This window comes from Singulisphaera rosea, from assembly GCF_054877945.1.
Map to the genome: position 1 here is coordinate 114,400 of NZ_JBTYIP020000021.1, position 25,130 is coordinate 139,529.

The following is a 25,130-nucleotide window of genomic DNA, read 5'->3' on the forward strand; positions in this document are numbered from 1 at the left end:
ATCAAGGTCAATGGTTGAACGCGAATTCGCGGGAATTCAGGAGCGCCCAGAAGAGATCCTCGGCCGTCTCGCGGGGCGTGGTCGACTGCTTCAACTCCGCCGTCCAGTGCGAAAGTTCCTCGGCCGTCGGCGGGCGGCAGACGGTCCGGTAGTAGAGGTTCTCGACGATCTCTTCGGGCTCTGGGCTGAGCTCGAGAAGGTTGGCGAGGTAGCCGTTGAGATGTGAGATTTTGCCTTCGATGGTATCGCCGCCGATCAGCAGCAGCGACTGCCTCAGGCTCAAGGACGGGGTCGCGACCGAGGAACACCCGATGGCCCGGGGGCATCGTCCGAAGGTGTCGAGGATCGAACTCGCGGTGGACGGGTCGGCCACGTCGATCGCCCGAGTCCCGAGCGCCCGATTCGGATACTGATTGACGACGTCGGTCGCCTGTGCAAGGGCATCGGCCATCTGGTGGGCGCTCAGCGGACGGGCCATCTGGTGTGAGACCAGACGCTCGTCGTGTTCGTTCCCCGGGATCGTTCCCGAGGAGAGGCCGTAGGCCTCCGACGTGGCGATCGTGCGGATCAAGTCGCGGAAGTCATATTTCGAGGCGACGAAGTGCCTGGCCAGGGCGTCGAGCAACTCGGGGTGGACGGGCGGGTTCGCGCGGCTCAGGTCGTCGGGCGGGTCGGCGAGGCCCTTGCCGAAGAACTGGGCCCAGGTCCAGTTCGCCATCGCCCGGGCGAAGTACGGGTTCTCCGGCGCGGTCATCCAATCGGCGAGCGCCTTGCGTGGGTCGTCCTTCTCGGCCACGGTCACCGCCTGCTTGTTCAGGAGCCGAGGCGAGGCCGGGGCCTTGGTACGCAGGTGCTCGACCTGGCCCTTCGGATCGACCTTGATCACCGTCTTGCCCATCATCCCACCGCCGCCCCCCCCGGTCCTCTGGACCTTGGCGAAGAAAGCGGCGAGCCCGAAGTAATCGTCCTGGGTCCAGACGTCGAACGGATGATCATGGCACTGGGCACAGCGCATCCGGAGCGCGAGGAACCGCTGGGCGGACTGCTCGGCCTGCGTCTTGGCGTCGGGCCCGTCGAGTGCGTAGTTGGCCGCGCCGTTGCCGAACTCCTCGGGCGCTCCGACCGCCGTCAGGAGGGTGCGGACCATGACGTCCCAGTGCGTATTATCCCGCAAACAGGTGTCGATCCAATCCTGGAACCTGGAGGCCCCGTTCCCCTGGCGGGTCGTGCTGACCTGGAACATGTCCCCAAATTTGATCCGCCAGAACCGGACGAAGTCGCGGTCCTCCAGGAGCCGGTCGATCAGCTTGATGCGCTTGTCGGGATCGTCGGACGCGAGGAACTGCCGGACCTGCTCGGGAGTGGGCTGGCGGCCGACAAGGTCGAGGGAGGCCCGCCGGAAGAAGGCGGAGTCGCTCGACCTCGGGCTCGGCGGGACCTTGAGCGATTCGAGGCGCTTGAACAACTCGTCGTCGATGAAGTTCCGTCGCGGTCGTTTCGCGAAGTCGTACGCGAGGTCGGGGTTGATCAGGGTGGCGAGTCGCGTGCTCACAACCTGGGATTGGTAGCGGACGATCAAGTCGGTCTCGGCGCGTCGGAGAAGGACCGCCTTCCCCCGGGCGTCGATGGTCGCGGCCGAGTCGTCATTGACGCGGAACGTCGCGAGTCGGGTAACATCCCGGCGATGGCCGTCAGCATAGTGCGCGGTCGCCCGAATCTGCTGGGGACCGGGTTCGCCGAGGCGGATGTCCGCAGGCTCGACCTCGAGGCGGACCAACTCACCGTGAGTCTTCCCGAGACTCAACGGGGCCCCGGCCGCGATCCAGCCGCGGACGGTCTGATATTCCGGCGACAGCCGAGCGATCCTGAGGCCGCCCACATGCGGGACGCTTCCGGTCGCCTTCTGCAGCAAGAGGCTTTGCTCCGGGGCGAGCCGAGAGATTCGCCTCCCCGCCGCGTCCCGGGTGATCGAGCGATAATCGCCGGGGGCATCGTAGCCGAAAAGCGAGAGGTGGAATCCGTTCTGGCCGTCCGCCCTGCCGTGGCAGCCGCCGGTGTTGCACCCGGACCGGGTCAGGATCGGCACGATATCCTCGCCGAAGTCCCACGGGCGCTCGGACGTCGGCAGGACCTCGACCTCGGCCGAGGTCGATGCGTCCTTCCAACGGGCATGGATCTTGGCCCGGCCCGAAGCTAGCGGCTTTAAATAGCCATTGGCTTCGACGACTACGACGCCGGCCGGTTCAACGCTCCAGGCCACCTCGGTGGTCAGGTCACGCCGGTCCGCGTCGGCGGAAGTCCGTGCCGTTAACTGCAGGCCCTGGTCGCCCGGTGCGATGATGGTCGAGGCCGGGCTGACGACGAGGGGAGGGCTCGCCGGTGCGGTGGGGGCTTTCGGAGCGGCGGCCCCCTGCTCCGTCGTCACGGCTTGTGGTTGGGTCGGATGAGAGGCGTCCGTGGTCGTCTTGGCTGGCAACACCCGAGTGGGTGTGGGGGAGGTCGACTTCGAGCAACCAACGGCCCCGGCCGTCACGCAGAACAACACGACCGATCGGAACCCGGAATGGGCCATGAAAGCACCCTCCCCCATCCTCGTCGAAGGGCCGAAATGCGGGAAAACGACAAACGTCGATGCCCTCCCCTGATCCTAATCGAGTAAGATGCTCGAGGCAAGTCGGGCGTCGAGAAAATCGGATCCACACCTCCCGCGTTCAGGAGTACCAAACTGTGCGGACGAGGAAAATTTGCCCAATGCTTCGGCGATCAAATAGGGTTGGCGTCGCCTCGATCCGGACATTACTCTTTCCGGGGCATCATGCAGGGGCCGAACTGCGACCTTACCTTGTCGAGGCCGGACATTGCCCAAGTCGAAAAAGGCAACCATGAAAGCCATCGTGTTCGATCGGTTCGGCGAGCCCGGGGATGTCCTCCAGGTCCGCGAGCAACCCATCCCGGAACCGGGGCCGGGCGAAGTGCGGGTGCGGATGATCGCCAGCCCGGTCAACCCCTCGGACTTGCTGGTGGTACGTGGGCTCTACGGAGTCCTCCCGACGCTCCCGGCCACGCCCGGGTTCGAGGGGGTCGGGGTGGTCGACAAGGCTGGGCGGGGACTTCTCGGCTGGCTGGCCAAAGGAAAGCGGGTCACTGTCATCAACCACAAGGGGGGGAACTGGGCCGAATACGCCGTGATCCCGGCCCGACAGGCCAGGCCTGTCCCCTCCGACATCCCCGACGAGCAGGTGGCCTCCTTCTTCGTGAACCCCGCGACCGTCCTCGCGATGGTCCGGCATATTCTGGCGGTACCTAAAGGAGCCTGGCTCCTCCAGTCGGCGGCCGGCTCGGTGCTGGGAAAGATGATCATCCGGCTAGGCCAGCACGACGGTTTCCGGACGATCAATGTGGTGAGGAGGCACGAGGCGATCGCCGAACTGAAAGCTCTCGGGGCGGACGTCGTGCTCTCGACCTCCGACGGGCCGATCGAGACTCAGGTCCGAAACGTGGTCGGTCCGGCCGGCGTCGCGTATGCGATCGACCCGGTCGGCGGCGAGACCGGCACCGGCCTCTTCCGCTCGCTCGGCGAAGGGGGGCGTCTGCTCGTGTACGGATCGTTGTCCCAGGAACCGCTCCAGATCGACTCTCGCTCCGTGATCGCGGGGAAACGTATCATCGAGGGGTTCTGGCTTGGACATTGGATGCGAGGGCGGAGCATCCCGGCCGCCTTGCGCCTTTTTCGAGAGATTGCCGAGCTCATCCGCGCAGGCGTGTTGGCGACCGAGGTTGGCCCGTCCTTCCCCCTTGAGTCGGTCGCCGACGCCGCCCGGCAGGCCGAAGCGGTCGGTCGGGGCGGCAAGATCTTGCTCAGGATCGGAGCAGACTGAGTGACTTGGAGGGTCGGTACGATTGACCCTGACCACGTGGAAATCGACCCGGGTTGGCGAGGGTTCTTGCCAGCCTAAGAGGCCCCCGGGACATCGGTCCGACGGTCGAGAAGGTCTTGAGGGCTTCACCTTTGCGGAATCGGCAAGTTGCGGACTTAAGCATCGACGCACCGCGATTTTTCGCGGAATTCATTCGCCCTGGAGGGTCCCGGGCTGTACAATCCTGAGAGGTTGTGGATCGGCCTTGTTGCTCCGTCGTACTGAGTCTCGCCGGACCGATTCTTGCTCGAACGGTCTTCCCCCCCGAGTCCCTGTACTCGTCTCCTTCGCACGCCCTCCTGCGGCCTCGGTTCGGTTCCTGATGACTTCGGGAGGCCCGGTGAGTCGAAGTTTTTGGGCCGGGGAGATCGAGGACGTATGATCGTATTCACGGAAGATCCACCGGTTCGCCGGCCTGGCGGGCGGTCCCTTTGACATCCGAACCGTGATCTTTCTTGCTCATCGAAGTCCTGACGGTTCGTCCGACCTCGGTCCTTTGCCGAGTCTCTCCGGGACGATGCACGTCGGGCGGGGAAATCCTGAAAAATGAGTATATCTGAATCCACCGGCGCCCAGGATTGGCGTGCCGTTGCGTGTCTTGCGCCGGGTGGTGAGCGTCTGCTTTGCGTCGGCGAGAGTTCCTCCCAGGTCCGGGCGGCCTACGCCGGGGCGTGGGGCGAAGTGATCCGCGACGAAGATCGTCCGACCGTTCGCGCGATCTCGCTCCAGCGTTGGGCCGGGCAAGCGTGGGCCGGCCAGTGGGAGCACCAGACCTACCTCGCCGTCCCCGCGACCCGCGGCGGCAAAGCGGGTGCTGGCGATTCGACCGAACCCGTCGTGACCAACCCCTGAGTCGAGGCGATCGGTTTCGGACCCGTGGCCCCGAGCCTTTCGCTCGGTCGGCGAAATGGGCCCCCGTTGGTCTAATCCGACAACTTCCTTCACCCCCAGGCGACCTCTGGGGGTTCTTTTTTTGGCGGATCTCGGACGAGAACCGTTGCTGGCCCTCCTCGCTGCGCGGTTCTGCTTCTCGAGCCGTTAGGTGCGAAGGTCACAAGACCCAGATCAAAGGATCGCGGGCCGGAGCGGGTCTTTCTCGAGACGGCTGGCCCAGACTTCGAGATGGGGAAACGCTGCAGCAATTCGGCCGGCGAGTTCTTCGACCCCCGGGCGTTCCGTGGCATGATGCCCCGCGACGACCAGGCCAATCCCCCGAGAGTCCGCCTCGAGTGCCCGGTGGAACCGAGATTCGCCGGTGAGGAGGGCGTCGGCGCCAGCCTTCGCGGCATCGGGGAGGAAGTCGTCCCCGGCCCCGCAGACGATCGCGACGCGCTCGACACGACGGTCTTCCGATCCCACGTACTGGACGGCCGTGGTGTTTAGGAGCCTCGCGACGAGGGACGCGAACGCGCCGAGTGACGTCGTTTCAGCGAGACGCCCGAGCCGGCCGGCCCCGGCGTTATCGGGAGTTGGATGGAGCGGGTAGACGTCCGTTGCGGGTTCCTCGTACGGGTGGTTCGCCCGGATCGCCTCGAGGATGTTCGCGAGTCGTTCGCCGGGACAGAGCAGCTCGATCCTCGATTCGCGGACCGACTCCCTCCGCCCCGCCTGGCCGACGGTCGGGTTCGCGTCGGCCGTCCCGAAGTACGTACCGACACCTCGAGACGTGAACGAGCATTCCTCATAGGCTCCGATCCGTCCGGCACCGGCCGCGAAAGCGGCGGAGAGGATTGCGTCTCGGCTCTCTCGAGGAGCGAAGACGATCGTTTTAAAGCTCGAAGCCCCCGGCGAGGGACGCAAGGTCGTGACGTCGATTAGCCCCAGGCGTCTGGCGAGGCCGTCATTGATCCCGTCTCGCGTATTGTCGAACGCGGTGTGAGGGCTTGCGATCGACACCCCGGCTCGGGCGAGGTCCCAGAGAAAGCCGGTCTCGACGTGGTCCGCCCGGACACGCTTCACGGCCTTGAACAGGACCGGGTGATGGCTGACGATCAGTTCGGCCTTCGAATCGATCGCTTCGCGGGCGGAGTCGGGGGTTACGGTGAGGCACGTCATGACTCGTGAGACCGCGGTGCCCGGATCGCCCCAGAGCAAGCCCACGTTGTCCCAGCTCTCGGCAATCCGGCTCGGTGCGAAGCCTTCGAGCCAGCTCACGACGTCAGCGACCGAACTCATCTCGAACCTCCTCAATCTGCATCCGATCGGAAAGCACCGCCGATAGTTGCTGCGCCCAGGAGCCTGGTTTTTCCCAGGTCCGCCCGTCCATGCGAGAGACCGACCGAATCCCGCGGACGGAATTGGTGAGGAACACTTCGTCGGCCTGTCGAAGCTCGTCTCGGGTCAGCTCGCCATCGTCAATGACTTCGAGAGCCTGGTCTGCGGCCAACTCCAGCAGGACGGCCCTCATAATACCGGGGACTAGCGGCCCGAGGAGCGTGGGGGTGCGGAGCGTCGTCCCCTGGACGCAGAACAGGTTCGTTCGGCTCCCTTCCCAGACCCTTCCGTCGTCGGTCGTGCTCAACGCCTCGTCGAATCCGGAGCGTTGGGCCGACTCGAATACGATTCGACGCCGCCAGTAATTCAAGGTTTTGTGCCGGGCGAGCGGATCATTCCGGACAACGTCCCATCCCCCCACGTCCACCGTCAGACCGTCCGACGTTGCCGCGAGCCGGAGTGGATTCGCCGACATCCAGAGGGTCGAGCCCTTGTTGCTGGATCGTCCTCCGGACAGGCTGATCCGGATCAGAGCCTCCCCGGCGATCTGGTTCGCGTGCAAGAGCTCGGCGATCGCGGAGGCGTTCGGCAGCGCATTCCGGTCGAGCGGTATTCCGAGCTCCTCGGCCGATCGCGACATCCTCGCAAGATGCCGTCTGAGGAGCGGTACGCGACCGTTCCAGGTGCGTAGGGTTTCGAACAGGCCGAGCCCATGCTCGAACGTGCGATCATGAACCCTAATCGCCAGGCTGTCGGAAGGGACGACCCGGCCGCCGACCCAGAGGCTTGTCAAAGGTTCGCCCCTCCTCTCGCTTCGAGGACCTCCCGAAGTCCCCGGCCCTTGGCGAGGGTCTCGAGATACTCGGCCTCAGGATCCGAGTCGGCGACGATTCCCCCACCAACCTGATAACTGACTCGATCGCCCTCGACGAGCATGGTCCGGATCGCGATGTTGAACGCGCTGGTCCCCCCACGCCCATAGTAGCCGATGGCCCCTGTGTAGAGGCTGCGACGGGTCGGTTCGAGTTCGTCGATGATCTCCATCGCGCGGATCTTGGGAGCCCCGGTGATCGACCCGCCAGGGAACATCGCCCGGATGACCTCGATCGGTCCCGCACCCGCCCGGAGTTGGCCCTCGACGGTGGCCACGAGGTGGTGCACTTGCGCGAAACTCTCGACGGTCAGCGGGTCGAGGACCCGGACCGTCCCAAAGCGACAGGTTCGTCCCAGGTCGTTCCGTTCGAGGTCGACGATCATCGTCAACTCGGCGCGATCCTTGACGCTCGTCGCGAGCTCGGTTGCGAGTCGGGCATCATCGTCCGGCGAGTGGCCGCGAGGTCGAGTCCCCTTGATCGGCCTGGTGACGAGCCGGTCGCCTCGAGTCTCGAAGAACCACTCAGGACTTGCGCTCACGACGGCGAGGTCGTCCCACTGCAGGTAGGCCGCAAACGGGGCCGGGCTCTGCGCCTTCAGACCCAGGTAGAGGTCGAGCGGTTCTGGGTTACCTCGAACGGTGAACCTCTGCGAGAGGTTCGCCTGGAAGATGTCGCCCGCCGCGATGTACTCGAGGATCCGACGGACGGCGTCGAGGTATTCCTCACGAGTGAAGTTGCTCTCGATGTCCCCGAGCTCGCTCCTCGGCGGTTCCTTGGGAATCTCGATTCCCTCGAGGGCCTGCCGCCAATCGTCGAGTCGACCTTGGAGGGCACCCTCCCCTTCTCCGAGAAAATCGTGCGACCAGAGGTCCGCCTGTCCCGAGGCGTGGTCGAGCGTCACGACCGTGTCGTAGAGCGAGAACGCAATGTCCGGGAGGCGTGAGTCTCGGGCGATCCGACGGGAAAGTCGCTCGAGGCTTGGGGCGAGGTCGTATCCGTAGAAACCGATCAATCCCCCCGTGAACGGAGGATGCTCCGATTCGTCGAAATCGGACGGCTCGGAAAGTCCGAATCGATCGAGGAGTCGTCCCAGGACGTTCAGGACGTCCCCCGAGCCGAGCTCGGTCTGCAAGTCTTGGCGGATCGTCCAACGGTCACCCGTTGCCTCGAAAACCAGCCGAGGGCGGGCTGCGTAGAAGCTCCAACGCCCCGAACGTCCGAACCCCAGTCCGCTCTCGAGTAAGGCCGGTCGCGGCCAGTTGCCGATCGTTCGCGTAAGGACGTCGGCCGAGAGTCGTGGCAGCTTGGCATGGATCGGGGACCGAGAAGCGATGGCCACGGAACTCCTCATCAGAACCACTCGAAGTCGCCGTCTCCTGGCTCCATTCTAGGCTCCAGGATCCGACGCACGATCTGAGGACGATTCCATTCGGCATCGGACCAACGAAATCGGATGCCTTGGTAGTCCTCGACATTAGCCCGGTGAGGGGTGTCGGCGCTGATGGTGTCAGAAAGCCGGTTGACTCATGGGGCGAGATAGGTGCCGAAGTCATCCCGAAGGGTGGGCATTGCCCACCAGCCTTTCCCGGTGACGATTGCAGGCCGGAAAGACATCGACGCGCTCCATTCGCAATTCGATGGCTGGGCGACGTCTACCGGGCCTCCCGGAATGCTTTTGGGCAGTGCCCACCCTACAAGGAGCTCAGCACCGATTTCGCGACATGAGGCAACCCGGTCTTAAGAAAAAGCCGGGCTTCGGGACAGAGGCTTGAGCGAGACGGTGAAGGAAACCATCTGCCAAATGCCCGTATGAGGCTCATCAAGGGGGAGGGCTTTGAGGAATCGTATCCGGAAAGCCCGCGACCGCTCGGTGGCGTCGACTGAAAGGAAGGCGGTCAGGTCACGATTCGTTGACAGTCTGAATGTCGGAGTCGTCATCGAGCGCGACGACGATGACTTCGCCGTCATCGCGACGGAGGCGGATGGTCGGCTGCTGGCAATAGGAGGCCTTCCCGCCCATCTCCATGCCGCCGACGGGCCGGAACCCTTCGAGTTCGACTCGCCCGACGACCTGGGTCGTCCACTTGCGATGTCCGACCCGCACATGCTGGGTGATGCGAAGGCGAGTCCCGTGGGTGTACTTCGGCTTGGGAGGTGTGGGGATCATGGTCCCTTCCGGCGGTGACTGAGAATGACGCAACGCTCGGCAATCGTTCCGAAGCGACTATCGTACGGGCAGGTTGGGAGGGCGACAAGTCACGATTGCCGACGCGGGAGATCGGTATGGTCGGACGGGATGAGGATTGGTCTCTCACTGCCGCGCGATTCGTCCTTCGCCTTCGATCCACGAATCTCGATTCCTGGGCGGATCCCGACGTCGAGGAAGGGGGAAATTGGGGCCCGGAAGTCGAAGCATTATTTCGGAAAAGAAGTTGAAGACGTTCATGAGAAAAAGCCGACAACTGATCTGGTACTTCATGTCGACTCCAAGTAAAAGGGGCGTACCGCGGTGGACGCGATCCCCTCCGATTTCGGAGCTGGCCCGGCTGGAAGCCCGGGGCCGAAATGGTACAGGGAGGGAGCGGAAATCACGGTACCGTCGGGCGCCCTCCGTGACAGGAACGGGCCGTCCGCCGGGACACGTTACGCCATGATGGCGAAGCGTGGGGTCCTCGACGCGAGGTCTGCCCAAGGAAGGGTTGGGGTCCCTCCCCGACACGTCACTCAACTTCGCGTACTACACCCTCTTTTCTTGGTCAGAGTGGCCGCCCATTCGGGTGCGGGCCGAGTTTGCGCCTCGGCCTCAGGCTCGAAGGCGTGGCCGGTCCGGACTCCCCACTCGCGACGACCGACCCGGACAACGATGAGTTCCCCGACCCGTACCCCTGAATCGACGGGGGTGCCGGCCCGCTCCGCGTGCGCCGGCATCCCGACAGGGGGCGAGGGGCTGTCCTGGCGGAAAGGAGTCCGTGCGGCATGACGACCATCGCCCTTGTTCTTGCCCTCATCGCCACACCCAACACCGGTGACAACAGCGAGCCGACCCTGCTGGACTTCCACGCCTCCTGGTGTGGTCCGTGCAAGCAGATGCGGCCGGTGATCGGGCTCCTGGCCGATAAGGGCTATCCCATCAAGTCGATCGACGTCGACAAGTCACCCAACCTGGCCGCCCGCTACAAGATCAAGGGCGTCCCGGCTTACATTGTTGTAGATTCGTCGGGCCGGGAACTCGCCCGGACCGAAGGGTTGCAGCCCGCCTCGCAACTCGCCACCTTCTACCGCAGCGCTCGAACGAAGGCGAACCCTCCCGCCGACGCGGCGGGCGAGGACAATGGCGATGGCGATGGCGATGGCGACTCCGAGGCCAACGGCGAGGACGTCCAGGCCGAGGAGGAGGAGCCCGCGACCGCCGAAGAGGTGGTCGACACCGAGCCCCGGAACCCCTTCCCCTGGGAGACGGTCGTCCGCATCAAGATCCAGGGGAACGGGATGATCGGGTTCGGCTCGGGCACGATCATCCACAGTACGGCCGAAGAATCGATCATCTTGACGTGTGCTCACATTTTCAAGATGGAAGGGCAACGTCCGGTCCCCCCCTCGAAATTCCCGCTCGGGATCGCCATCGACCTCTTCGACGGCAAGCTCGACGGTCCGAATCATCAGCAGGTGCATCGGATCGAGACGGTCGATGGCCAGGCGATCGACTACGACTTCGCACGCGACGTCGGACTGATCCGGATCCGACCCGGCCGTCGGCTCGCGGCGTCGAGGGTCGTGCCCCCGACCTGGGTGCCCCGGACCGAGGAGAAAATGACGACGGTCGGCTGCTCCCTCGGACAGGACGCGACCGCGTGGACGACCAAGATCCTCAACCCGACCGTCCGGGGCCTCGCGGGGAATCCGTCGTACGAGGCCATCGAGTGCAAGTCCGCCCCCAAGCAAGGGCGTTCGGGCGGCGGCCTCTACACGAAGGATCGATTTGTCGCGGGTGTCTGCGACTTCGCCGAACCTCGGGGGGATGTCGGCCTCTACGCGACCCCAAGGTCGATCTATTCCATCCTCGATCGGAATGGAATGACCGCGCTCTACAAACCAGGCACTTCACTCGGTGGCCCGGTCCTGGCCAGGAATCCGTCGCGTTCGGGTTCGAACACCTCGAGGGCGATCGTGCGGACCCAGTCCCCCGAACCGCAGGACGAGATCACGATCCCGGTTCCCGAGCGACTCGGCATCAACCCTCCCTCCGTCGCCCAGAACCAGACCCGGTCGACGGCGGTCGGGCACGGCTGGATCAGCCCGAAGTCGCTCCCGGCGGAAGACGGCGAGGCGGAGAGCACCGACCTGAAGCTCTCCAAGTCCGCGGACAATGACCCGTTCGACGACGAACCCGTCCGTCGGAGTCGTCGTTCGGAGGAACGAGACCGGATCGCCCCAAGCTCGTCCGCGCCGATCGGTCGGTGGAAGGCCGTGCAGGTCCTCCCCTCCGAACCCAGCGACGCCGAGCCGGTCGGGGCTGGCCCGACGAGTCGCTGAGGCAGGTCCTAACGCGCAAGATTCTTGAGGACGTCGGTGGGGTGCTCCCTGTCGGCGTCCTCTTTCATTGGACATCCGCCGAATGTCGACCTGTCCTGCGATTTTTGTTTTTAGCCACGGATTGAACACGGATGAAACACGGATAAAAAATCTTAGAAATTTAAAATATTTTATATATTATTAGATTTGATTGCTTGGTAGGCGGGAAGCTTCGAATCATCCGTGTTCAATCCGCGGATAAACCTGCCCGTGGCCTAAAATCTAAGCGTCCTTATTTGTGAGTGTCAAAAACCGGCTCCCAGCCGACCGGTGGCCCGCCCAGGAGCAGTTTCTCGCACCAGTGGACGTAACCTTTGCTGGGCTCGTCGCCATCGGGGCGCTGGGAATTGGCGAGGACGAAGAGGTCGCGGGCCCGGTCGAAGTCGTTCGCCTCGAAGGCGTCGAGGGCCCGGTGGAATGTGCCGACGAAGGCGCCGTCGCCGAGGTCCTCCGGGTCGAAGGCTTCGAAGACGTTCAGCGGGGCCGACTTCCCGGCGACTCGGATTCGTCCCCAGCGTCGCCAGACGAGATCAGGACGGTTGGCGCAGAGCTGGCGTGTCTTCTCGCAAAAGAGGTTCCGGGTCCCGCATTGCGCGCTCGCCGGCTCGAGGCGGGCCGCCAGGTTTACGCCGTCCCCCAGGATGGTATAACTTAGCCGCGCGCTCGTGCCGAAGGCGCCGATCAGGCAGTCATCGGCCGAGGCTCCGCCGATCTTGACCCGGTGGAAGTACGGGTCTTTGAGCGAGTCGAGCGCCTTCGTGCTGGCCAGGGCCGAACGCACCGCGCGATAGGCGTGTTCGGCGGGGTCGCCAGGGACCATCGGCCCCCCGCGGAAGCTCATGATCGCGTCGCCGATGAATTTGTCGATGATCAGGTCGTGGCGCACCAACTCCCCGACCAACCGGTCCATGGCGGCCTCGAGGTGATTCGAGAGGCGGTCCGGGTCGTGGGCCAGCCCTTCGCACGTCTGGGTGAAGCCGACGAAGTCCATGAAGACGATCGTCGCCGGCATCCGGCTTTTCCTCGTGTAGGCCGAGGAATCCACCATGAACCGCTCGGCCACCTGCTTCGGCAACGCCAGGTTCAAAAGCCCGCGCAGCTGTGCCTGGGTGACGTCGAGTTGGTGGTACGCAATGATGTACATCAAGAAGAGCATCGAGAGCATCATCCCGATGATTACGAAGAACTCGATCAGGTCCGAGAGGTCATCGACGTGCTGCATGTCGAAGTAGACTTCGCGCGTCCGGCCGTCGACCTTCGCCATCCTCGTGATGTAATTCTCGTCGTCGGGGGGGAGTAGGCTCCCTCCGAGCGCCCTCAGGAGCGGCACGCTCAGCTCGCTGCGGATCTCGCGGTCGACCTTGTCGGTGAAATTCGTCTCCATCTCTTTCCGGATCAACACGATCAGGACGAGGACCGTCACCGTCATCGCGACGAGCCCCACGTTCATGAAGTGGTGGGTCCGTCTCTCGCTCCGCGTGGCGGGGGCGTCCTTGACGAAGTGCTCGAACGCGGGAATCGACCGGAGCGCCCGCAGGATCCTCAATCCCCTGAGGATTCTCAGGATGCGGAACGCTCTCACGAATCGGATGGCGCGCAAGGGGTGGACCCCATTCGCGAGCGCATCGAGCATCGGGAGGCAGCTAATGAGGTCGATCAGGAACCAGGGCGTCTGGACGTAGGACGTCCCGAAGGCATAGAGCTTCAGGCCGAGGTCGAAGACGAAGATCGTGTCGACGAACAGCGTCAGCGCGATCATGCCCGATCGGCCCCAGTCGATCAGCCCCCGCAGGTCGAACAAATAGAGGACCATCATGAGCACGGCCAGGCCGAGGAGCGGCTTGTCCATCAGCTCGATCAGGCGTTCCGAACGGGGCCGTCTCGTCTTGGTGGGCTGGGTCATCGATCCTTCGTGAACGAGAGAGACGATCGGCCCTCCGCCACCTGGGGAAGGGGCTCGAAGGAAGGGCCTCGGCCGGCCGGGAGAGTCTCTGGACGAGCCGACGGGCCGAATCGGCGTTCCTCGACTCTGATCTCCCTCGCGTGCAAAATCAACGCCGGTCTCCTCGGCCGAGGCTGGATTGCCCGGTGTCGACCTCACAGGCCGCGGTCTCGCCGTCGATTGACAGGCAGGGATGGGTCGCTAGAATCGTTCCTTGCGTCAAAGACGGGAGCTGGTCCCTTCGCGCGTAAGCCCTCATCCTCGAAAAAGTTCCGCGCTGGCGAGCGAACCGACCGGCGGCACCAAGGAGGTAATCGTGATGGCCCCCTCTCGCCGTCTGGGATTGGTCGTTCTCTGCGGGGTTGTCCTCGGGGGCATGCTCGGCGTCTCGGCGCGGGCCCAGGATGGGACGTCGGCCGTGAAAGTCGTGCCGAAGGCGGAGGTCAGCCCTGGCCAGCCGGGGTCCTCGGCGGGCGGGGCGCAAAAGGCCGCGGCCCAAGGGAAGAAGCAGGCGGCGGTCGGCCGCGGCAGCATCCTCGCGTTGTTCACCAGGACCAACCCCATGGTCTGGCTCCTGGCCCTCTGCTCGATCGTCACCTTAGGGTTCAGCCTCGAACGATTCCTGGCACTCCGCCGGGAGCGGGTGATCCCTCGCGAGTTCGTCGCGCGATTCCTCGAACGATTATCGAGCGGGAAGCTCGACCGAGATCGCGCGGCCGAGCTCTGCCGGGCGAACGACAGCGCGGTGGCCCGCGTCTTCGGCATGGTCATCGGCTATTGGGGCCAGCCCGGAACGGACATCCGGCAGGCCATCGGATTCGACGCCGCCGGCGAGCTCTCCGACCTCAAACGCAACGTCCGAGTCCTCAACGGGACGGCGACGATGGCCCCCCTGCTCGGCCTGCTCGGGACCGTGATCGGCATGATCCAGTCCTTCGACGCCCTCGGTGGGCGCGTCGGCCCCGCGAAGGGAGAAGCCCTGGCCCAGGGCATCAGCCTGGCGCTCGTCACGACGGCCCTCGGACTGGCGATCGCGATCGTCTCCGTGACGGTCTACTACTACCTCTTGAACCGAGTCGACGTCTTGGTCCGGGACCTCGACGCCTACGCTCGGCAGGTCATCGACCTCGTCTGCAGCGAGTCGATCCGCCCTGGGTCGTCGGTCGGCCGGTCGGGCTTCGGCCCCCCCGGCGACCTGAGCCGCCAAGAGACTCGCGTCGTTTGACACCGTCCGGCTCACGCACGTGTCGTTGGGGAGAACACCCGGCGCCCTTTTCGGAGATTCGCCCCGATGCTCTCGGACCGTCACCAGGCCGACGAGTTACCTTATATCAATATGACGCCGATGGTAGACGTCGTGATGTGCCTGCTCGTCTTCTTCATGGCGGCGACCCGGCTCTACGACTGGGATGAGAACGAGTTCGTCGTGAGCGTCCCCCGGGTGGCCAATGCCGGACCGCTCACGGCCGCGCCCGACGACCTGGTGCTCACCGTCGTGAAGCCTGGCCTCGTGGCGATCGGCGAGAAGACCCACGACCTGGCCGGTCTCGAGAAGACCTTACACGAAGCCCGGGAGCGGTACGCCGACCAGGGCGTTGTGATTCGCGGCGACGCCTCGCTCAACTATCAGGACCTCGCGGATGTCCTCTCCGCCTGCGACTCGGCCGGGATCCACAACGTCCGGCTGCCGGTCCACCACCGCGAGCCTCAACCCGTGACCCCATGATCGCCGTCCACGCCAACCTTCGCCCTCGACACCGACGGGCGGACGACGCTGACTCCCGCCCGTCTCGACTTGATCGAGACGCCTGAAGGTCGAGAACGATCTGGGGATCGGCGACCTAGGATTGAGCAAGCCTTCGCCCCTCACCCAAACACGTTTCCCGCGAATTCGCCAAGGCCTCGAGTGCAACCACCGAAAGGGGACTTCATGGAATTCCTGTCTCAACTCTTCCATACGCTATTCCATCTCGATATGCAGCAAATGAATGCATTTGCTGCATTGGCAGGCCATTGGCTCTACGTGGTCTTGTTCTGCATCATCTTCGCCGAGACGGGACTGGTGGCGTTGCCGTTCCTCCCTGGTGATTCGCTCCTGTTTGCGGTCGGTGCGTTGGCGGCCCATCCCGACTCGCCGATCAACATCTGGGCGACCATTTTCCTCTTGATCGTGGCCGCGGTCCTAGGCGATGCGGTGAATTATGCAATCGGCTATCGCGTCGGGCCCAAGATCTTTTCACGTGAGGACTCCTGGCTCCTGAACAAGAAGCATCTCGTGGAGGCCCAGCATTTCTACGAGCGTTACGGCGATCGTACGATCATCCTGGCCCGATTCGTCCCGATCGTCCGCACCTTTGCCCCCTTCGTCGCCGGCATCGGTCGGATGAAATACACTCAGTTCGCCACCTTCAACGTGGCCGGTGGGATCACCTGGGTCCTGTCATTTTTGATGCTGGGATGGTGGTTCGGCAGCCGGGAGTCGGTTCAGAAGAACTTCAAGATGGTAATCCTGGCGATCATCGTGATCTCGGTCCTACCGGCCGTGATCGAGATCCTCAGGAATCGAGGGCGTAAGCATGCCGACCTGGTCGAACCGAACCCGGTGACGGAGTCTCAGCCGGGCGCGTGATTGCCATCAAAACGGCGTGCCCCGGACATCCTTCGTTGCGAAGGATGTCCGGGGCGTTGTGTTGAGGCTGACTTATTTCGACTTGGGATCGAGGGCCCGCTCGAGGTCGTCCAGCGGCATTGAATTGAGATTTCCGCCGAGCAGGGCGCTCAACTGGAGTCCGACGAGGGCCTCGCTCGGGCTCTTCCCATCGATGACCATATTTAAATATGGCTCGGCACCTACTAAGACGGCCCGCGGCTTGCCGTGGACGGTCAGGACATAGCGGACACTCTCATTCTCCAGCTCGCGGAGAATTCCCGGCAGATTCTGGTGCAATTCACGACTGCCGATAATCCGTACGGGGGCTTCTGGGCCTTTGTCCACCATGAGCGTCGGCCTCCCACCGAACGAAGACGGGCGATTGCCCTCGTGAGGTCCATATCCCGGCCGTCGCCTTGGGAAGCGATCAAGGAGCCGCCACGAGCAGATGAGAAAATGGAAGCAGGTTTAGACATGACCTGCGGACGAGAATGGAGGATAGGGGACTTGAACCCCTGACCTCTTGCATGCCATGCAAGCGCTCTCCCAACTGAGCTAATCCCCCTGACGAAAACCGATGCATTCCGACCGATCTGTCCACTCCGTCGCCTTGGGAAGCGACCGAGGAGCATTCAGGAACTGTGAGAAACACGTTGCAGGTTTAGACATGACCTGCGGACGAGAGTGGAGGATAGGGGACTTGAACCCCTGACCTCTTGCATGCCATGCAAGCGCTCTCCCAACTGAGCTAATCCCCCTCACGGAAGGAAACTTTATCAGCCTCCGGGGGGGATGTCAACTCTCTGGCGGAATCGTTGGATCAGATTCGGACTCACCCTCGCACCACCATCCCGGATTCATGGTTTCCGGTCGGGGGTCTGGGGGCGCGTCTCGTATGACAATGCGGGATGGAGTCGACCTCAACCCGACCGATGCCCCTCGGCCGACGTATTGAGGGAAGCGGAATGATTTCGGACGAAGCGGGAACGAGGACCAGTTGATGTCGAGCGACCGGAACGGGGCCTTCCTCCTCACAAACGATGACGGCGTCGATGCACCAGGGCTGGCCGCCTTGAGGGCGGCGGTACTGGGACTCGGTCATCCTTACCGAGTCGTCGCCCCGAGCGGTCCGAGGTCGGGCTGTGGTCACCAGGTGACGACCCACGCGACGATCTCGGTGGACCGACGAGACGACGACACCGAGTCGGTCGGCGGCACCCCGGCGGATTGCGTCCGGCTCGCCCTGCACCACCTGGTGCCCGAGGTGGCCTGGATCCTCTCCGGGATCAACGCCGGGGGAAACCTCGGTACGGACGTCTACCACTCCGGCACGGTTGCCGCTGTCCGAGAGGGGGCGACCCACGGGTACCCCGGCATCGCGATCTCCCACTACATCGCGAGGGGGAAGGTCATCGACTGGGAGAGGGCCACTCATTGGACGATCCAGGTCCTCCATTGCCTTCTCCCCAGGCCCCTCGAACCTGGAACCTTCTGGAACGTCAACCTGCCCCATCTCGACCCCGGGGCTCCCGATCCCGAGATCGTGGAAGTCCTCGTCGACCCTTCCCCATTACCGCTGGACTTCTCGGTGGATGGGAACCACTCGGTTTATTCGGGAAACTATCAGCAGCGTGCCAGGCGCCCAGCCCACGACGTCGAGTGCTGTTTCGAAGGACGGATCGCCGTCTCCCTCCTTCGGGTCTGAGCCGAGCGGGCGGATTCGCGTCCGTGACGGCGAGCCGTCGCGGACCTGGACCGGACTTCTCGAGGGGGATTCTCGGTGAGGGGTGGCAAGCCCCTCGGCATGGCCGTCATAATAGGGCGGTGATCGTCGAGCCGCGAGAATCTCCATCAAGGCGAGGTCGGGACTGGGGCCGCCCTTGGGGCGACCTCGAACTATCGATCCCGACGTACCCCGGACGAGAGGATCGAGTCGGTCTCGCTACCGGCTCGGGCCGGGGAGATGGTCCTTTGCTCTTAGGCTCCCATCATGGGTGGGAATTGTTTCCGTCGCGGAGGTCGAGTCGATGTTGACGTGGCGTTGGGTTGTGCCGAGCGTGTTGTGTCTTGCCTTCTGCGGCTGTCAGGAGCCCACGCGGGTCGTCAAGTCCGCTCCTCCGGGGACGGAACTCCCCCCGACCCTTCCCGATTCCGAAAAGGACCCGGCGCAGGCGCTGGGGGAAACCCCTCGGGCTTTGCCCAAGACTGAAGCGACTCCCGCGACCGTGACCGCGGAACCGGCCACGCCGGTGACGGCGACGGCGACGGCGAAGGTTTCGGCCGACGCCAAGACCACGGCCTCGGGCGTGAAATATGAAATCCTCAAGGAAGGGACCGGTGCCGTCGCCAAGGAAGGGCAACGTGTGGACGTCCATTACACCGGGACTCTCGTCGACGGCAAGGTCTTCGACAGCTCGAGAACTCGCGGGGCCCCGTTCAAGTTCAGCCTCGGCGCCGGCGAGGTCATCAAGGGTTGGGATGAAGGCGTCGCGGGGATGAAGGTCGGCGAGCGACGCAAGTTGGTCATCCCCCCCGAGTCCGGCTACGGCGCCTCGGGCCAGGGTCCCATCCCGCCGAACGCGACCCTGGTCTTCGACGTCGAGCTCATGGGCATCAACTGATCGTCGATTGCCCAAAAGTCTCGCAAGCTCGCCTGGTCCTCGCACCGTCGGGTTGGACGGCCACGCAAGGCCGTCTGACCCCTTATGATGGCCTCTGGGCGGCAATACCTGCTCGGACCGTCTCGACTCTTGCCGGATTCCCGAGTTTCGGCTTGGCCTCGTTTCCACCGACGGATCTCGTTTCCGCTGGTGGAAATCATCCGGCCCGTGGTTTGCTCGCCGAGGTTTATCGACTTTTCTCGAAGGTGGTCGCGGAGATCGGTCGACTCGGATGCCCGGTTCCTCTGGAGCGAACCACGGCCACCCGACGTCAACGGTCACGTCCGATGACTCTCGTTTTCTAATCCGATGATGAAGTTTCGTCCCCGACCTCGGCGGCTCGTGAGGCTTTGGCCTTTCACCGTTGGGCCGTGGATGGCTGCTCTTCGTCATGCTTGGGTGCGGGTGTCCTGGAACGCGAATTCTTGCGTACTAGGATACGGGAGGATGGCGGATCGCGGGGCGTTGCCCCTCTTCCATCCCTGGGACATGGTCACGAAATTTCGATTCAACGCGACCCGACGACGCCAAACTGCCTTGCGAATCCGCCCGGTTGACTGGCCGCCCGTCGCCCGTCGTATCGTCTGGGGAATTGCATGTCGAACGTTTCGAGTCTTCCCAAGCTGAGCGAGATGAACTATCGGGTCGTGAATCAGCTCGGAACCGGGGCGGGCAGCACGATCCTCCTGGTGAGCGATAAGAACTCGGGGGGTAAGCGCTATGCGCTGAAGGTGGTGAGGCGACAGGATGCCGAGGACGACATCTACATCGCGCAGGCGAAGGTCGAATACGACGTGGCCCAAAAGCTCAACCACCCGGCCATCGTGCGGATCTACGACATGCGGACCAAGCGATCCTGGTTCCGGGTCGCCGGGGTCGAGTTGTTGATGGAGTATGTCGACGGGAAGACGCTCGACGAGCTCGAGGCACCGGAACTCGGCCAGCTCGCGCTTGTTTTCTATCACGTGGCGTCGGCGATGGCCCATATGCACCGGCGCGGGATATTCCACGGCGACTTGAAGCCGTCGAACATCATGCTTTCGAAGACGGGTCAGGTAAAGCTGATCGACTTCGGGACCGCCTGGATCCGCGGCGAGGAGAAGAACCGCGTCCAGGGGACGCCCCAGTACATGGCCCCCGAGCAGGTGAGCGAGAAGACGGTCGACGAGCGGACCGACATCTACAATCTCGGCGCCACGATGTATCGCATGTTCACCGGTCGATTTGCCCAGCAAGGGCTGCCGAAGGCGGTGGACCGGAGCACCCGGAAGCCCCCCACCCCGTCGGAGATCAATGTCAGGGTCCCCGCGGCACTCACCGAGTTGATCATGTCCTCGATCGACCCCGTCCGGGATAAACGCCCGTCCGGGATGTTCGAGATCAAGAACCAACTCGCCCAGGTCGCCAAATATCTCGGCCTCGATGAAGCCGACCTCAAAGGGGCTGGCGACGAGGAGGAAGACTAAGCGTCGCGTGATCGGGAAGGCCGCCGGGCCGCGGCGTGGGGAGGCCGTGCGGGCGCATCTCGTCGATCGATTCGCGTGAGGTTTCGACCGCCGGCCTCTCGGATCACGGCTGCCTTGGGCTGCGAACCGGACGACGTGCGCGCGTCGATCTTGCGAGCCCGGCGTCGGACCTCTACCATTCTTTACAGAGAAGCCCTCAGGACCCACTCGTCATTCCTCCGGTCCGTTCTTGCCCGGCAAGGAGCCCATGCAGTACAACCCCGCGAATCCGCTGATCGTGCAAGGCGACCGCACGGTCCTCCTGGAAGTCGATAACCCGTTGCATGCCGGGGCCCGAGACGCGCTCGCGCCATTCGCCGAGCTGGAGAAGAGCCCGGAGCACATCCACACCTACCGGCTGACTCCACTCTCGCTTTGGAATGCCGCCGCGGCCGGCATGACCGCCGACGCGATGATCGACGCGCTGGCGACGTACAGCAAGTTCCCGCTCCCTCCCAACCTCTCGACCGACCTCCGCGAGCTCGTCAGCCGTTACGGCCGGGTGAGCCTGCGACGGGTCGACGGCGGCCTCCGGCTCATCACCGAGGACCGCGTCCTGCTCGAAGAGCTGGCTCGGCAGAAAGGGGTCCGCGACTATCTCGGCGAACGGATCGACGAGACCAGCTTCGCGATCGACGACTCTTTCCGCGGCGTGTTGAAGCAGGCCCTTATCGGTGTCGGCTACCCTGCCGAGGACCTCGCCGGCTACACCGAAGGTGCGGCGCTGGCGGTCGAAGTCCGCGAGATCACGCGGAGCGGCGTCCCGTTCCGCATCCGAGACTACCAGCGTATGGCCGTCGACGCGTTCCACGCCGGCGGTGACGTTCGAGGCGGTTCGGGTGTCGTGGTGCTCCCCTGCGGGGCGGGGAAGACGATCGTCGGGTTGACCGCCCTCGCGGCCTTGAAGAAGAACACGCTGGTGCTCACGACGAGCACCACGGCCGTCGAGCAGTGGCGTCGCGAGATCCTCGACAAGACCGACCTCGACGACTCGATGGTCGCGACCTACACCGGCGAGGGGAAGGCGATCGCGCCGGTCACGCTGGCAACCTACCAGATCGTCACCTTCCGCCCCAAGAAGGACGGCGACTTCCCCCACTTCGGGCTCTTCAACGAGCGCGACTGGGGCCTGATCATCTACGACGAGGTCCACCTGCTCCCCGCCCCGGTCTTCCGGGTGACGGCCGAGATCCAGGCGAGGCGGCGGCTCGGGCTGACCGCCACGCTCGTCCGCGAGGACGGCCGCGAGGAAGACGTCTTCAGCCTCATCGGTCCGAAGAAGTTCGACGTCCCCTGGCGGGTCCTCGAGTCCAAAGGGTGGATCGCCGAGGCCCAGTGCCATGAGGTTCGGCTCGGCCTCCCGGCTGACCTCCGCATGGAATATGCGGTGGCCGAGTGGCGGGACAAGTTCCGGCTCGCCAGCGAGAATCCCGCCAAGGATGACCTCGTGGAAGTCCTCCTCGAGCAGCATCAAGGTCCCGACGACCGCGTCCTGATCATCGGCCAATACCTCAAACAGCTTCGGCGGCTGGCGGCCCGATTCGACCTCCCGCTGATCACGGGGCAGACCTCGAATCCCGAACGCGAGGATCTGTACGGCAGATTCCGCCGCGGAGAACTGAAGCGACTGATCCTCTCGAAAGTCGGCAACTTCGCCATCGACCTGCCCGATGCCAACGTGATGATCCAGGTTTCGGGGACCTTCGGCAGCCGACAGGAAGAGGCCCAGCGGCTCGGTCGGATCCTCCGCCCGAAGGAGGAAGAGGTGTCCGCCGCCTTCTACTCGCTGGTCACGCGCGACACCCGCGAGATGGATTTCGCCCATCACCGACAGTTGTTCCTGACCGAGCAGGGTTACAACTACGAGATCCTCGACGAGTCCGAGGTGATCGGCCGCAACGGGGTGGCGAAGTCTCACTGAACCGAGGCCTGTCCCGCCGACGATTGCACCAGAATCGCGTGCGCGATGGGCTTCGTTCATGGTACACTCTCTCGACTTTCGCCCTTCGACGCGCCGCGTGCCGTCGGGTTGATTCTTCGGATGGTCGAGTTCCGTGGAGGTGCTTTCGCATCCTCCCCGACGACTCGGCCCCGAATCTTCGTGAACGTCCGTCGTGGACTCGGTTCCGGCCGGCTCTGCAACGGGGCGATGTCGTCGGCGGCGCGCCGACGACACTTGACCGCGGAAGGGATCGCGACTGATGTCAGGACAGCCCGCGAGGACTCCCGTCAAGCTCCATAAACAAGTGGCTCTGATCCGCACGACGGAGCCCGTGCTGGTCGAGGAGTTGCTCGCGCGGAAGACGCTCGCCCGGATGATCGCGGGCCGGCTCTCCGACACTGTGCTGCTGGTCAACGCCTCGGAGGAAGAGGGAATCCTCGAGGAATTACGGCGGATGGGTCACACCCCTCGCGTCGTTCGCTGAGGGTGCTGCGACGATGGACGACGCCGAGGATTCCTACCTGATCGAATCGGCACCGAGGCCCGACCGCCCTCCGGTCGTGGTCGTCTCACCGCTCAACGCCTATCAAACGGCCCTCGGGCGTTATGAAGGGCTCACGCTCTACGAGATCCACAGGACCCTGGGGATCGCCGACCTCGGGACCAAGCCCCGGGCCCTTCCTGGGGTGATCGCCGAACGACTGGGCGAGTCGAGGTCGATGGAGCGACTCCTCGCCGAACTGGACAAGGGACCCCGGCTCGCGCTGAACCTTTTCGCCCTGACTGAGACCACATCATGGCCGTTGCTCGGCCTGACTCATGCCTTGGCATGCCTGGGTATTGATCCGTCGGCATCCCTTCGGCGGCTGGGCGAGTTGGGGCTCGTGGCTTTCGAGTTCCCCGCCGGGGAACCGGTGACCGACCCCGTCAAGACGCTCGTCGAGGGGAAGGCCGGCGTCAACGTCCTGGTCCATCCTTCGGCGCCGGGGGCGGCCCGGACGATGCAGCCGGACTCGGGGTTGCCCGCTAGCGATTCGACCGTCCGGCAGGTCCGAGAGGCCGACGGCCTCGAGGCCATCCTCCGCATGGGGGCGGTCTGGCAGCGCGTCGACGAGGCGCCTCTCCGTCGAACCCAGCAGGGGAGCCTCTACAAGAGGGATCGCGACCGCCTCGAAGACGACCCGGTCTTCGCCGGTACGATCGCTGATGTGATCGAACCTTTACCGGACATGGTCGCGCTCTGGCTGACGCTCGCCAGGCGGGTGGGGCTCCTGATCGACGAGGCCGAGAGCGACCGCATCATCGCCGCGCCGACGGCTTACTGGGCCGAGAATGCGATCCATCTCCCGCAAATGGTGGCGACGCGTTGGCTCGGGCTCCGGACTTGGCACGAGCAAGGGGGGATCCGGCAGGACGGGCTCGACGTGGAGCTCGCGATCTCGTTCGTCCGGCCCGCGATCCTGCTCTGGCTCTCAACCTTGCCCGAGGACGCATGGGTGGCCGTGGAAGACCTCGCCGTCCACCTCCGAGCCCAGGCGCCCGATTGGGATCGCCTGACATTCCAGGTCGAGGTCCCCGTCAAGGCGCCGCCGCGTCCCAAGCCGCCTCGAGGCCGCAAGGAGGGATCGAATGGCGAGGAGATCCCGGGGACCAGCTTGCTGGAAGCCATCCTCCTGGGGGCCGCCTATCAGTTCGGGCTGATTCGAACCGCGGAGGAAGTCCCGTCGGGGAGGCGGGTCGTTCAGCTCTCCCCGCTCGGTCGATACATCCTGGCGCTAGGATCCCCGCCGGCACCTCGCCCCGCGTTCGATCACTTCCTCTTCGTCCAGCCTAATTTCGAGATGATCGCCTATCGGCAGGGGCTCAACCCTTACTCGATCGGCCAGTTCAGTCGCTTCGCGCGCTGGAGTCAGGTGGGGGCGGCGCTCGAGTTGAAGCTCACTCCGGACTCGGTCTACCGGGGGCTCGAGGGAGGGATGGAGCCGAAGCAGATGCTCGACCTCCTCGCCAAGCACAGCCCCAGGCCCCTACCCGCGGGGGTGGCCGAGGCCCTGCGGACCTGGGCGGGGCGTCGCGAGCGCGTCACCTACTACGCGTCCGCGACGCTGGTCGAGTTCGCCTCCAAGGCCGAGCTGGATGCGACGGTTGCCCAATGGCCTGCCTCGGCGAAGGTGGCGCCGGTCGCGATCTCCGACCGACTGCTGCTCGTCGAGGACGAGTCCTCGATCCCGTTTCAGCGGCTCCGACTTGCCGGATCACGAGACTACCGACGGGCACCCGAGTCTTGTCTGGAAGTTGAGCCCGACGGCGTCACGTTGAGCCTGGACCTGGGCCGCTCCGACCTCCTGGTCGACGCGGAGTTGGTGCGGTTCTCCGACGAACAAGAGTTGGGGATGTCGCAAGGGGCGCCGGGGAACCCTCGTCGACGTTTTCGCGTTTCGGCGGAATCGCTCGCGAGGGCGTCCGAGAACGGTCTGACGGCGTCATTATTGTCGAACTGGTATGTGAGAAGGACCGGAGGAGAGATCCCCCCTGCGGTCAGGCTGCTCCTCTTCGCCGCGGACCCCCGCGTCGCCCCGCTCTCGACCAGCCGGCCGCTGATCCTGCACGTCCCGACTCCGGCCGTGCTCGATGGCCTGGTCCAGCATCCGGAGACCCGAGACTACCTCGGCGAACGGCTTGGCCCTACCTCGGTCGTCCTACCCGACCAGACGCTCCCATCGTTCCGACGTGTCCTGGAATCCCTCGGGCTGACGCTGGGAGATCCTCCGGGACCCGAATCACTTGGCGGCTTATCGCTCGCCGACAGCCCGCCGCCGTCCCCGTCTCGTCGACCGAAACGCACTTGAGGAT

19 protein-coding genes and 2 tRNA genes are annotated in these 25,130 nt (G+C 64.5%); 12 read left to right on the forward strand and 9 right to left on the reverse strand.

What is annotated here, in order from left to right; translation table 11 throughout:
- Window positions 1-7: 7 nt before the first annotated feature.
- Window positions 8-2,572 (reverse strand): DUF1549 domain-containing protein, encoded by a 2,565-nt coding sequence (locus ACYOEI_RS28430; RefSeq protein WP_462853037.1) that lies wholly within the window; start codon window positions 2,570-2,572, stop codon window positions 8-10.
- Between the two features lie 310 nt (window positions 2,573-2,882).
- Here ACYOEI_RS28430 and ACYOEI_RS28435 point away from each other — a divergent pair, with 310 nt between their 5' ends.
- Both ACYOEI_RS28435 and ACYOEI_RS28440 read left to right on the forward strand, forming a co-directional pair.
- The gene (locus ACYOEI_RS28435; RefSeq protein ID WP_462853038.1) at window positions 2,883-3,878 is read left to right on the forward strand and encodes a zinc-dependent alcohol dehydrogenase family protein; all 996 of its coding nucleotides are present in this window, start codon (window positions 2,883-2,885) and stop codon (window positions 3,876-3,878) included.
- Between the two features lie 585 nt (window positions 3,879-4,463).
- On the forward strand, window positions 4,464-4,769 hold the full coding sequence (locus ACYOEI_RS28440) for a hypothetical protein (protein ID WP_462853039.1): 306 nt from the start codon (window positions 4,464-4,466) through the stop codon (window positions 4,767-4,769).
- Window positions 4,770-4,982: 213 nt separating this feature from the next.
- On the opposite strand, the gene ACYOEI_RS28445 is transcribed toward ACYOEI_RS28440, so the two are convergent.
- From ACYOEI_RS28445 to ACYOEI_RS28460, 4 genes are all read right to left on the reverse strand, one after another.
- The gene (locus ACYOEI_RS28445; protein WP_462853040.1) at window positions 4,983-6,092 is read right to left on the reverse strand and encodes a Nif3-like dinuclear metal center hexameric protein; all 1,110 of its coding nucleotides are present in this window, start codon (window positions 6,090-6,092) and stop codon (window positions 4,983-4,985) included.
- On the reverse strand, window positions 6,076-6,924 hold the full coding sequence (locus ACYOEI_RS28450; RefSeq protein WP_462853041.1) for an aminotransferase class IV: 849 nt from the start codon (window positions 6,922-6,924) through the stop codon (window positions 6,076-6,078). Before ACYOEI_RS28450 ends, ACYOEI_RS28445 begins: the two co-directional genes overlap by 17 nt.
- The gene (gene pabB / locus ACYOEI_RS28455) at window positions 6,921-8,345 is read right to left on the reverse strand and encodes an aminodeoxychorismate synthase component I (protein ID WP_462853042.1); all 1,425 of its coding nucleotides are present in this window, start codon (window positions 8,343-8,345) and stop codon (window positions 6,921-6,923) included. Before pabB ends, ACYOEI_RS28450 begins: the two co-directional genes overlap by 4 nt.
- 561 nt (window positions 8,346-8,906) lie before the next feature.
- Window positions 8,907-9,173, reverse strand: a complete 267-nt coding sequence (locus ACYOEI_RS28460) for a hypothetical protein (protein WP_462853043.1) — start codon at window positions 9,171-9,173, stop codon at window positions 8,907-8,909.
- Between the two features lie 809 nt (window positions 9,174-9,982).
- On the opposite strand from ACYOEI_RS28460, the gene ACYOEI_RS28465 reads away from it, so the two are divergent.
- Window positions 9,983-11,539 carry a thioredoxin domain-containing protein gene (locus tag ACYOEI_RS28465; RefSeq protein ID WP_462853044.1) on the forward strand — a complete coding sequence of 519 codons (1,557 nt, stop codon included), beginning with the start codon at window positions 9,983-9,985 and terminating at the stop codon, window positions 11,537-11,539.
- Between the two features lie 271 nt (window positions 11,540-11,810).
- Here the strand turns inward: ACYOEI_RS28465 and ACYOEI_RS28470 are convergent, their stop codons facing one another.
- Window positions 11,811-13,481, reverse strand: a complete 1,671-nt coding sequence (locus ACYOEI_RS28470; RefSeq protein ID WP_462853045.1) for an ion transporter — start codon at window positions 13,479-13,481, stop codon at window positions 11,811-11,813.
- A 358-nt stretch (window positions 13,482-13,839) separates the two neighbouring features.
- Here ACYOEI_RS28470 and ACYOEI_RS28475 point away from each other — a divergent pair, with 358 nt between their 5' ends.
- From ACYOEI_RS28475 to ACYOEI_RS28485, 3 genes are all read left to right on the forward strand, one after another.
- Window positions 13,840-14,745, forward strand: a complete 906-nt coding sequence (locus ACYOEI_RS28475; protein WP_462853046.1) for a MotA/TolQ/ExbB proton channel family protein — start codon at window positions 13,840-13,842, stop codon at window positions 14,743-14,745.
- A gap of 66 nt (window positions 14,746-14,811) precedes the next feature.
- Complete coding sequence (locus tag ACYOEI_RS28480) at window positions 14,812-15,246, forward strand: ExbD/TolR family protein (protein ID WP_462853047.1); 435 nt, start codon at window positions 14,812-14,814, stop codon at window positions 15,244-15,246.
- A 204-nt stretch (window positions 15,247-15,450) separates the two neighbouring features.
- Window positions 15,451-16,149, forward strand: a complete 699-nt coding sequence (locus tag ACYOEI_RS28485; RefSeq protein WP_462853048.1) for a DedA family protein — start codon at window positions 15,451-15,453, stop codon at window positions 16,147-16,149.
- Window positions 16,150-16,221: 72 nt separating this feature from the next.
- Here ACYOEI_RS28485 and ACYOEI_RS28490 read toward each other — a convergent pair whose 3' ends face one another.
- The 3 genes from ACYOEI_RS28490 to ACYOEI_RS28500 all read right to left on the reverse strand — a co-directional run bounded on the left by ACYOEI_RS28490 (window position 16,222) and on the right by ACYOEI_RS28500 (window position 16,928).
- Window positions 16,222-16,518 carry a type II toxin-antitoxin system Phd/YefM family antitoxin gene (locus tag ACYOEI_RS28490; protein ID WP_462853049.1) on the reverse strand — a complete coding sequence of 99 codons (297 nt, stop codon included), beginning with the start codon at window positions 16,516-16,518 and terminating at the stop codon, window positions 16,222-16,224.
- A gap of 144 nt (window positions 16,519-16,662) precedes the next feature.
- Window positions 16,663-16,735 (reverse strand) — tRNA-Ala (locus tag ACYOEI_RS28495).
- A gap of 120 nt (window positions 16,736-16,855) precedes the next feature.
- A tRNA-Ala gene (locus ACYOEI_RS28500) sits at window positions 16,856-16,928 on the reverse strand.
- Window positions 16,929-17,170: 242 nt separating this feature from the next.
- On the opposite strand from ACYOEI_RS28500, the gene surE reads away from it, so the two are divergent.
- The 6 genes from surE (at window position 17,171) to ACYOEI_RS28530 (ending at window position 25,126) form a co-directional block, all read left to right on the forward strand.
- Window positions 17,171-17,875, forward strand: coding sequence for a 5'/3'-nucleotidase SurE (gene surE / locus ACYOEI_RS28505; protein ID WP_462853050.1), 705 nt, complete (start codon window positions 17,171-17,173; stop codon window positions 17,873-17,875).
- 322 nt (window positions 17,876-18,197) lie between these two features.
- The gene (locus tag ACYOEI_RS28510; protein ID WP_462853051.1) at window positions 18,198-18,791 is read left to right on the forward strand and encodes an FKBP-type peptidyl-prolyl cis-trans isomerase; all 594 of its coding nucleotides are present in this window, start codon (window positions 18,198-18,200) and stop codon (window positions 18,789-18,791) included.
- A 635-nt stretch (window positions 18,792-19,426) separates the two neighbouring features.
- The gene (locus tag ACYOEI_RS28515; protein WP_462853053.1) at window positions 19,427-20,296 is read left to right on the forward strand and encodes a serine/threonine protein kinase; all 870 of its coding nucleotides are present in this window, start codon (window positions 19,427-19,429) and stop codon (window positions 20,294-20,296) included.
- A gap of 247 nt (window positions 20,297-20,543) precedes the next feature.
- Complete coding sequence (locus ACYOEI_RS28520) at window positions 20,544-22,256, forward strand: DNA repair helicase XPB (RefSeq protein ID WP_462853054.1); 1,713 nt, start codon at window positions 20,544-20,546, stop codon at window positions 22,254-22,256.
- A gap of 280 nt (window positions 22,257-22,536) precedes the next feature.
- On the forward strand, window positions 22,537-22,761 hold the full coding sequence (locus tag ACYOEI_RS28525; protein WP_462853055.1) for a hypothetical protein: 225 nt from the start codon (window positions 22,537-22,539) through the stop codon (window positions 22,759-22,761).
- A 13-nt stretch (window positions 22,762-22,774) separates the two neighbouring features.
- On the forward strand, window positions 22,775-25,126 hold the full coding sequence (locus ACYOEI_RS28530; RefSeq protein ID WP_462853056.1) for a helicase-associated domain-containing protein: 2,352 nt from the start codon (window positions 22,775-22,777) through the stop codon (window positions 25,124-25,126).
- Window positions 25,127-25,130: the final 4 nt, after the last annotated feature.

Coding starts and splice junctions, on each gene's coding strand:
- ACYOEI_RS28485 (WP_462853048.1), top strand. CDS start 15,451: ATGGAATTCCTGTCTCAACTCTTCCATACGCTATTCCATCTCGATATG.
- ACYOEI_RS28525 (WP_462853055.1), top strand. CDS start 22,537: ATGTCAGGACAGCCCGCGAGGACTCCCGTCAAGCTCCATAAACAAGTG.
- ACYOEI_RS28530 (WP_462853056.1), top strand. CDS start 22,775: ATGGACGACGCCGAGGATTCCTACCTGATCGAATCGGCACCGAGGCCC.
- ACYOEI_RS28435 (WP_462853038.1), top strand. CDS start 2,883: ATGAAAGCCATCGTGTTCGATCGGTTCGGCGAGCCCGGGGATGTCCTC.
- ACYOEI_RS28475 (WP_462853046.1), top strand. CDS start 13,840: ATGGCCCCCTCTCGCCGTCTGGGATTGGTCGTTCTCTGCGGGGTTGTC.
- ACYOEI_RS28470 (WP_462853045.1), bottom strand. CDS start 13,481: ATGACCCAGCCCACCAAGACGAGACGGCCCCGTTCGGAACGCCTGATC.
- ACYOEI_RS28480 (WP_462853047.1), top strand. CDS start 14,812: ATGCTCTCGGACCGTCACCAGGCCGACGAGTTACCTTATATCAATATG.
- ACYOEI_RS28445 (WP_462853040.1), bottom strand. CDS start 6,092: ATGAGTTCGGTCGCTGACGTCGTGAGCTGGCTCGAAGGCTTCGCACCG.
- ACYOEI_RS28520 (WP_462853054.1), top strand. CDS start 20,544: ATGCAGTACAACCCCGCGAATCCGCTGATCGTGCAAGGCGACCGCACG.
- ACYOEI_RS28430 (WP_462853037.1), bottom strand. CDS start 2,572: ATGGCCCATTCCGGGTTCCGATCGGTCGTGTTGTTCTGCGTGACGGCC.
- surE (WP_462853050.1), top strand. CDS start 17,171: ATGTCGAGCGACCGGAACGGGGCCTTCCTCCTCACAAACGATGACGGC.
- ACYOEI_RS28460 (WP_462853043.1), bottom strand. CDS start 9,173: ATGATCCCCACACCTCCCAAGCCGAAGTACACCCACGGGACTCGCCTT.
- ACYOEI_RS28515 (WP_462853053.1), top strand. CDS start 19,427: ATGTCGAACGTTTCGAGTCTTCCCAAGCTGAGCGAGATGAACTATCGG.
- ACYOEI_RS28440 (WP_462853039.1), top strand. CDS start 4,464: ATGAGTATATCTGAATCCACCGGCGCCCAGGATTGGCGTGCCGTTGCG.
- ACYOEI_RS28490 (WP_462853049.1), bottom strand. CDS start 16,518: ATGGTGGACAAAGGCCCAGAAGCCCCCGTACGGATTATCGGCAGTCGT.
- ACYOEI_RS28510 (WP_462853051.1), top strand. CDS start 18,198: ATGTTGACGTGGCGTTGGGTTGTGCCGAGCGTGTTGTGTCTTGCCTTC.
- ACYOEI_RS28465 (WP_462853044.1), top strand. CDS start 9,983: ATGACGACCATCGCCCTTGTTCTTGCCCTCATCGCCACACCCAACACC.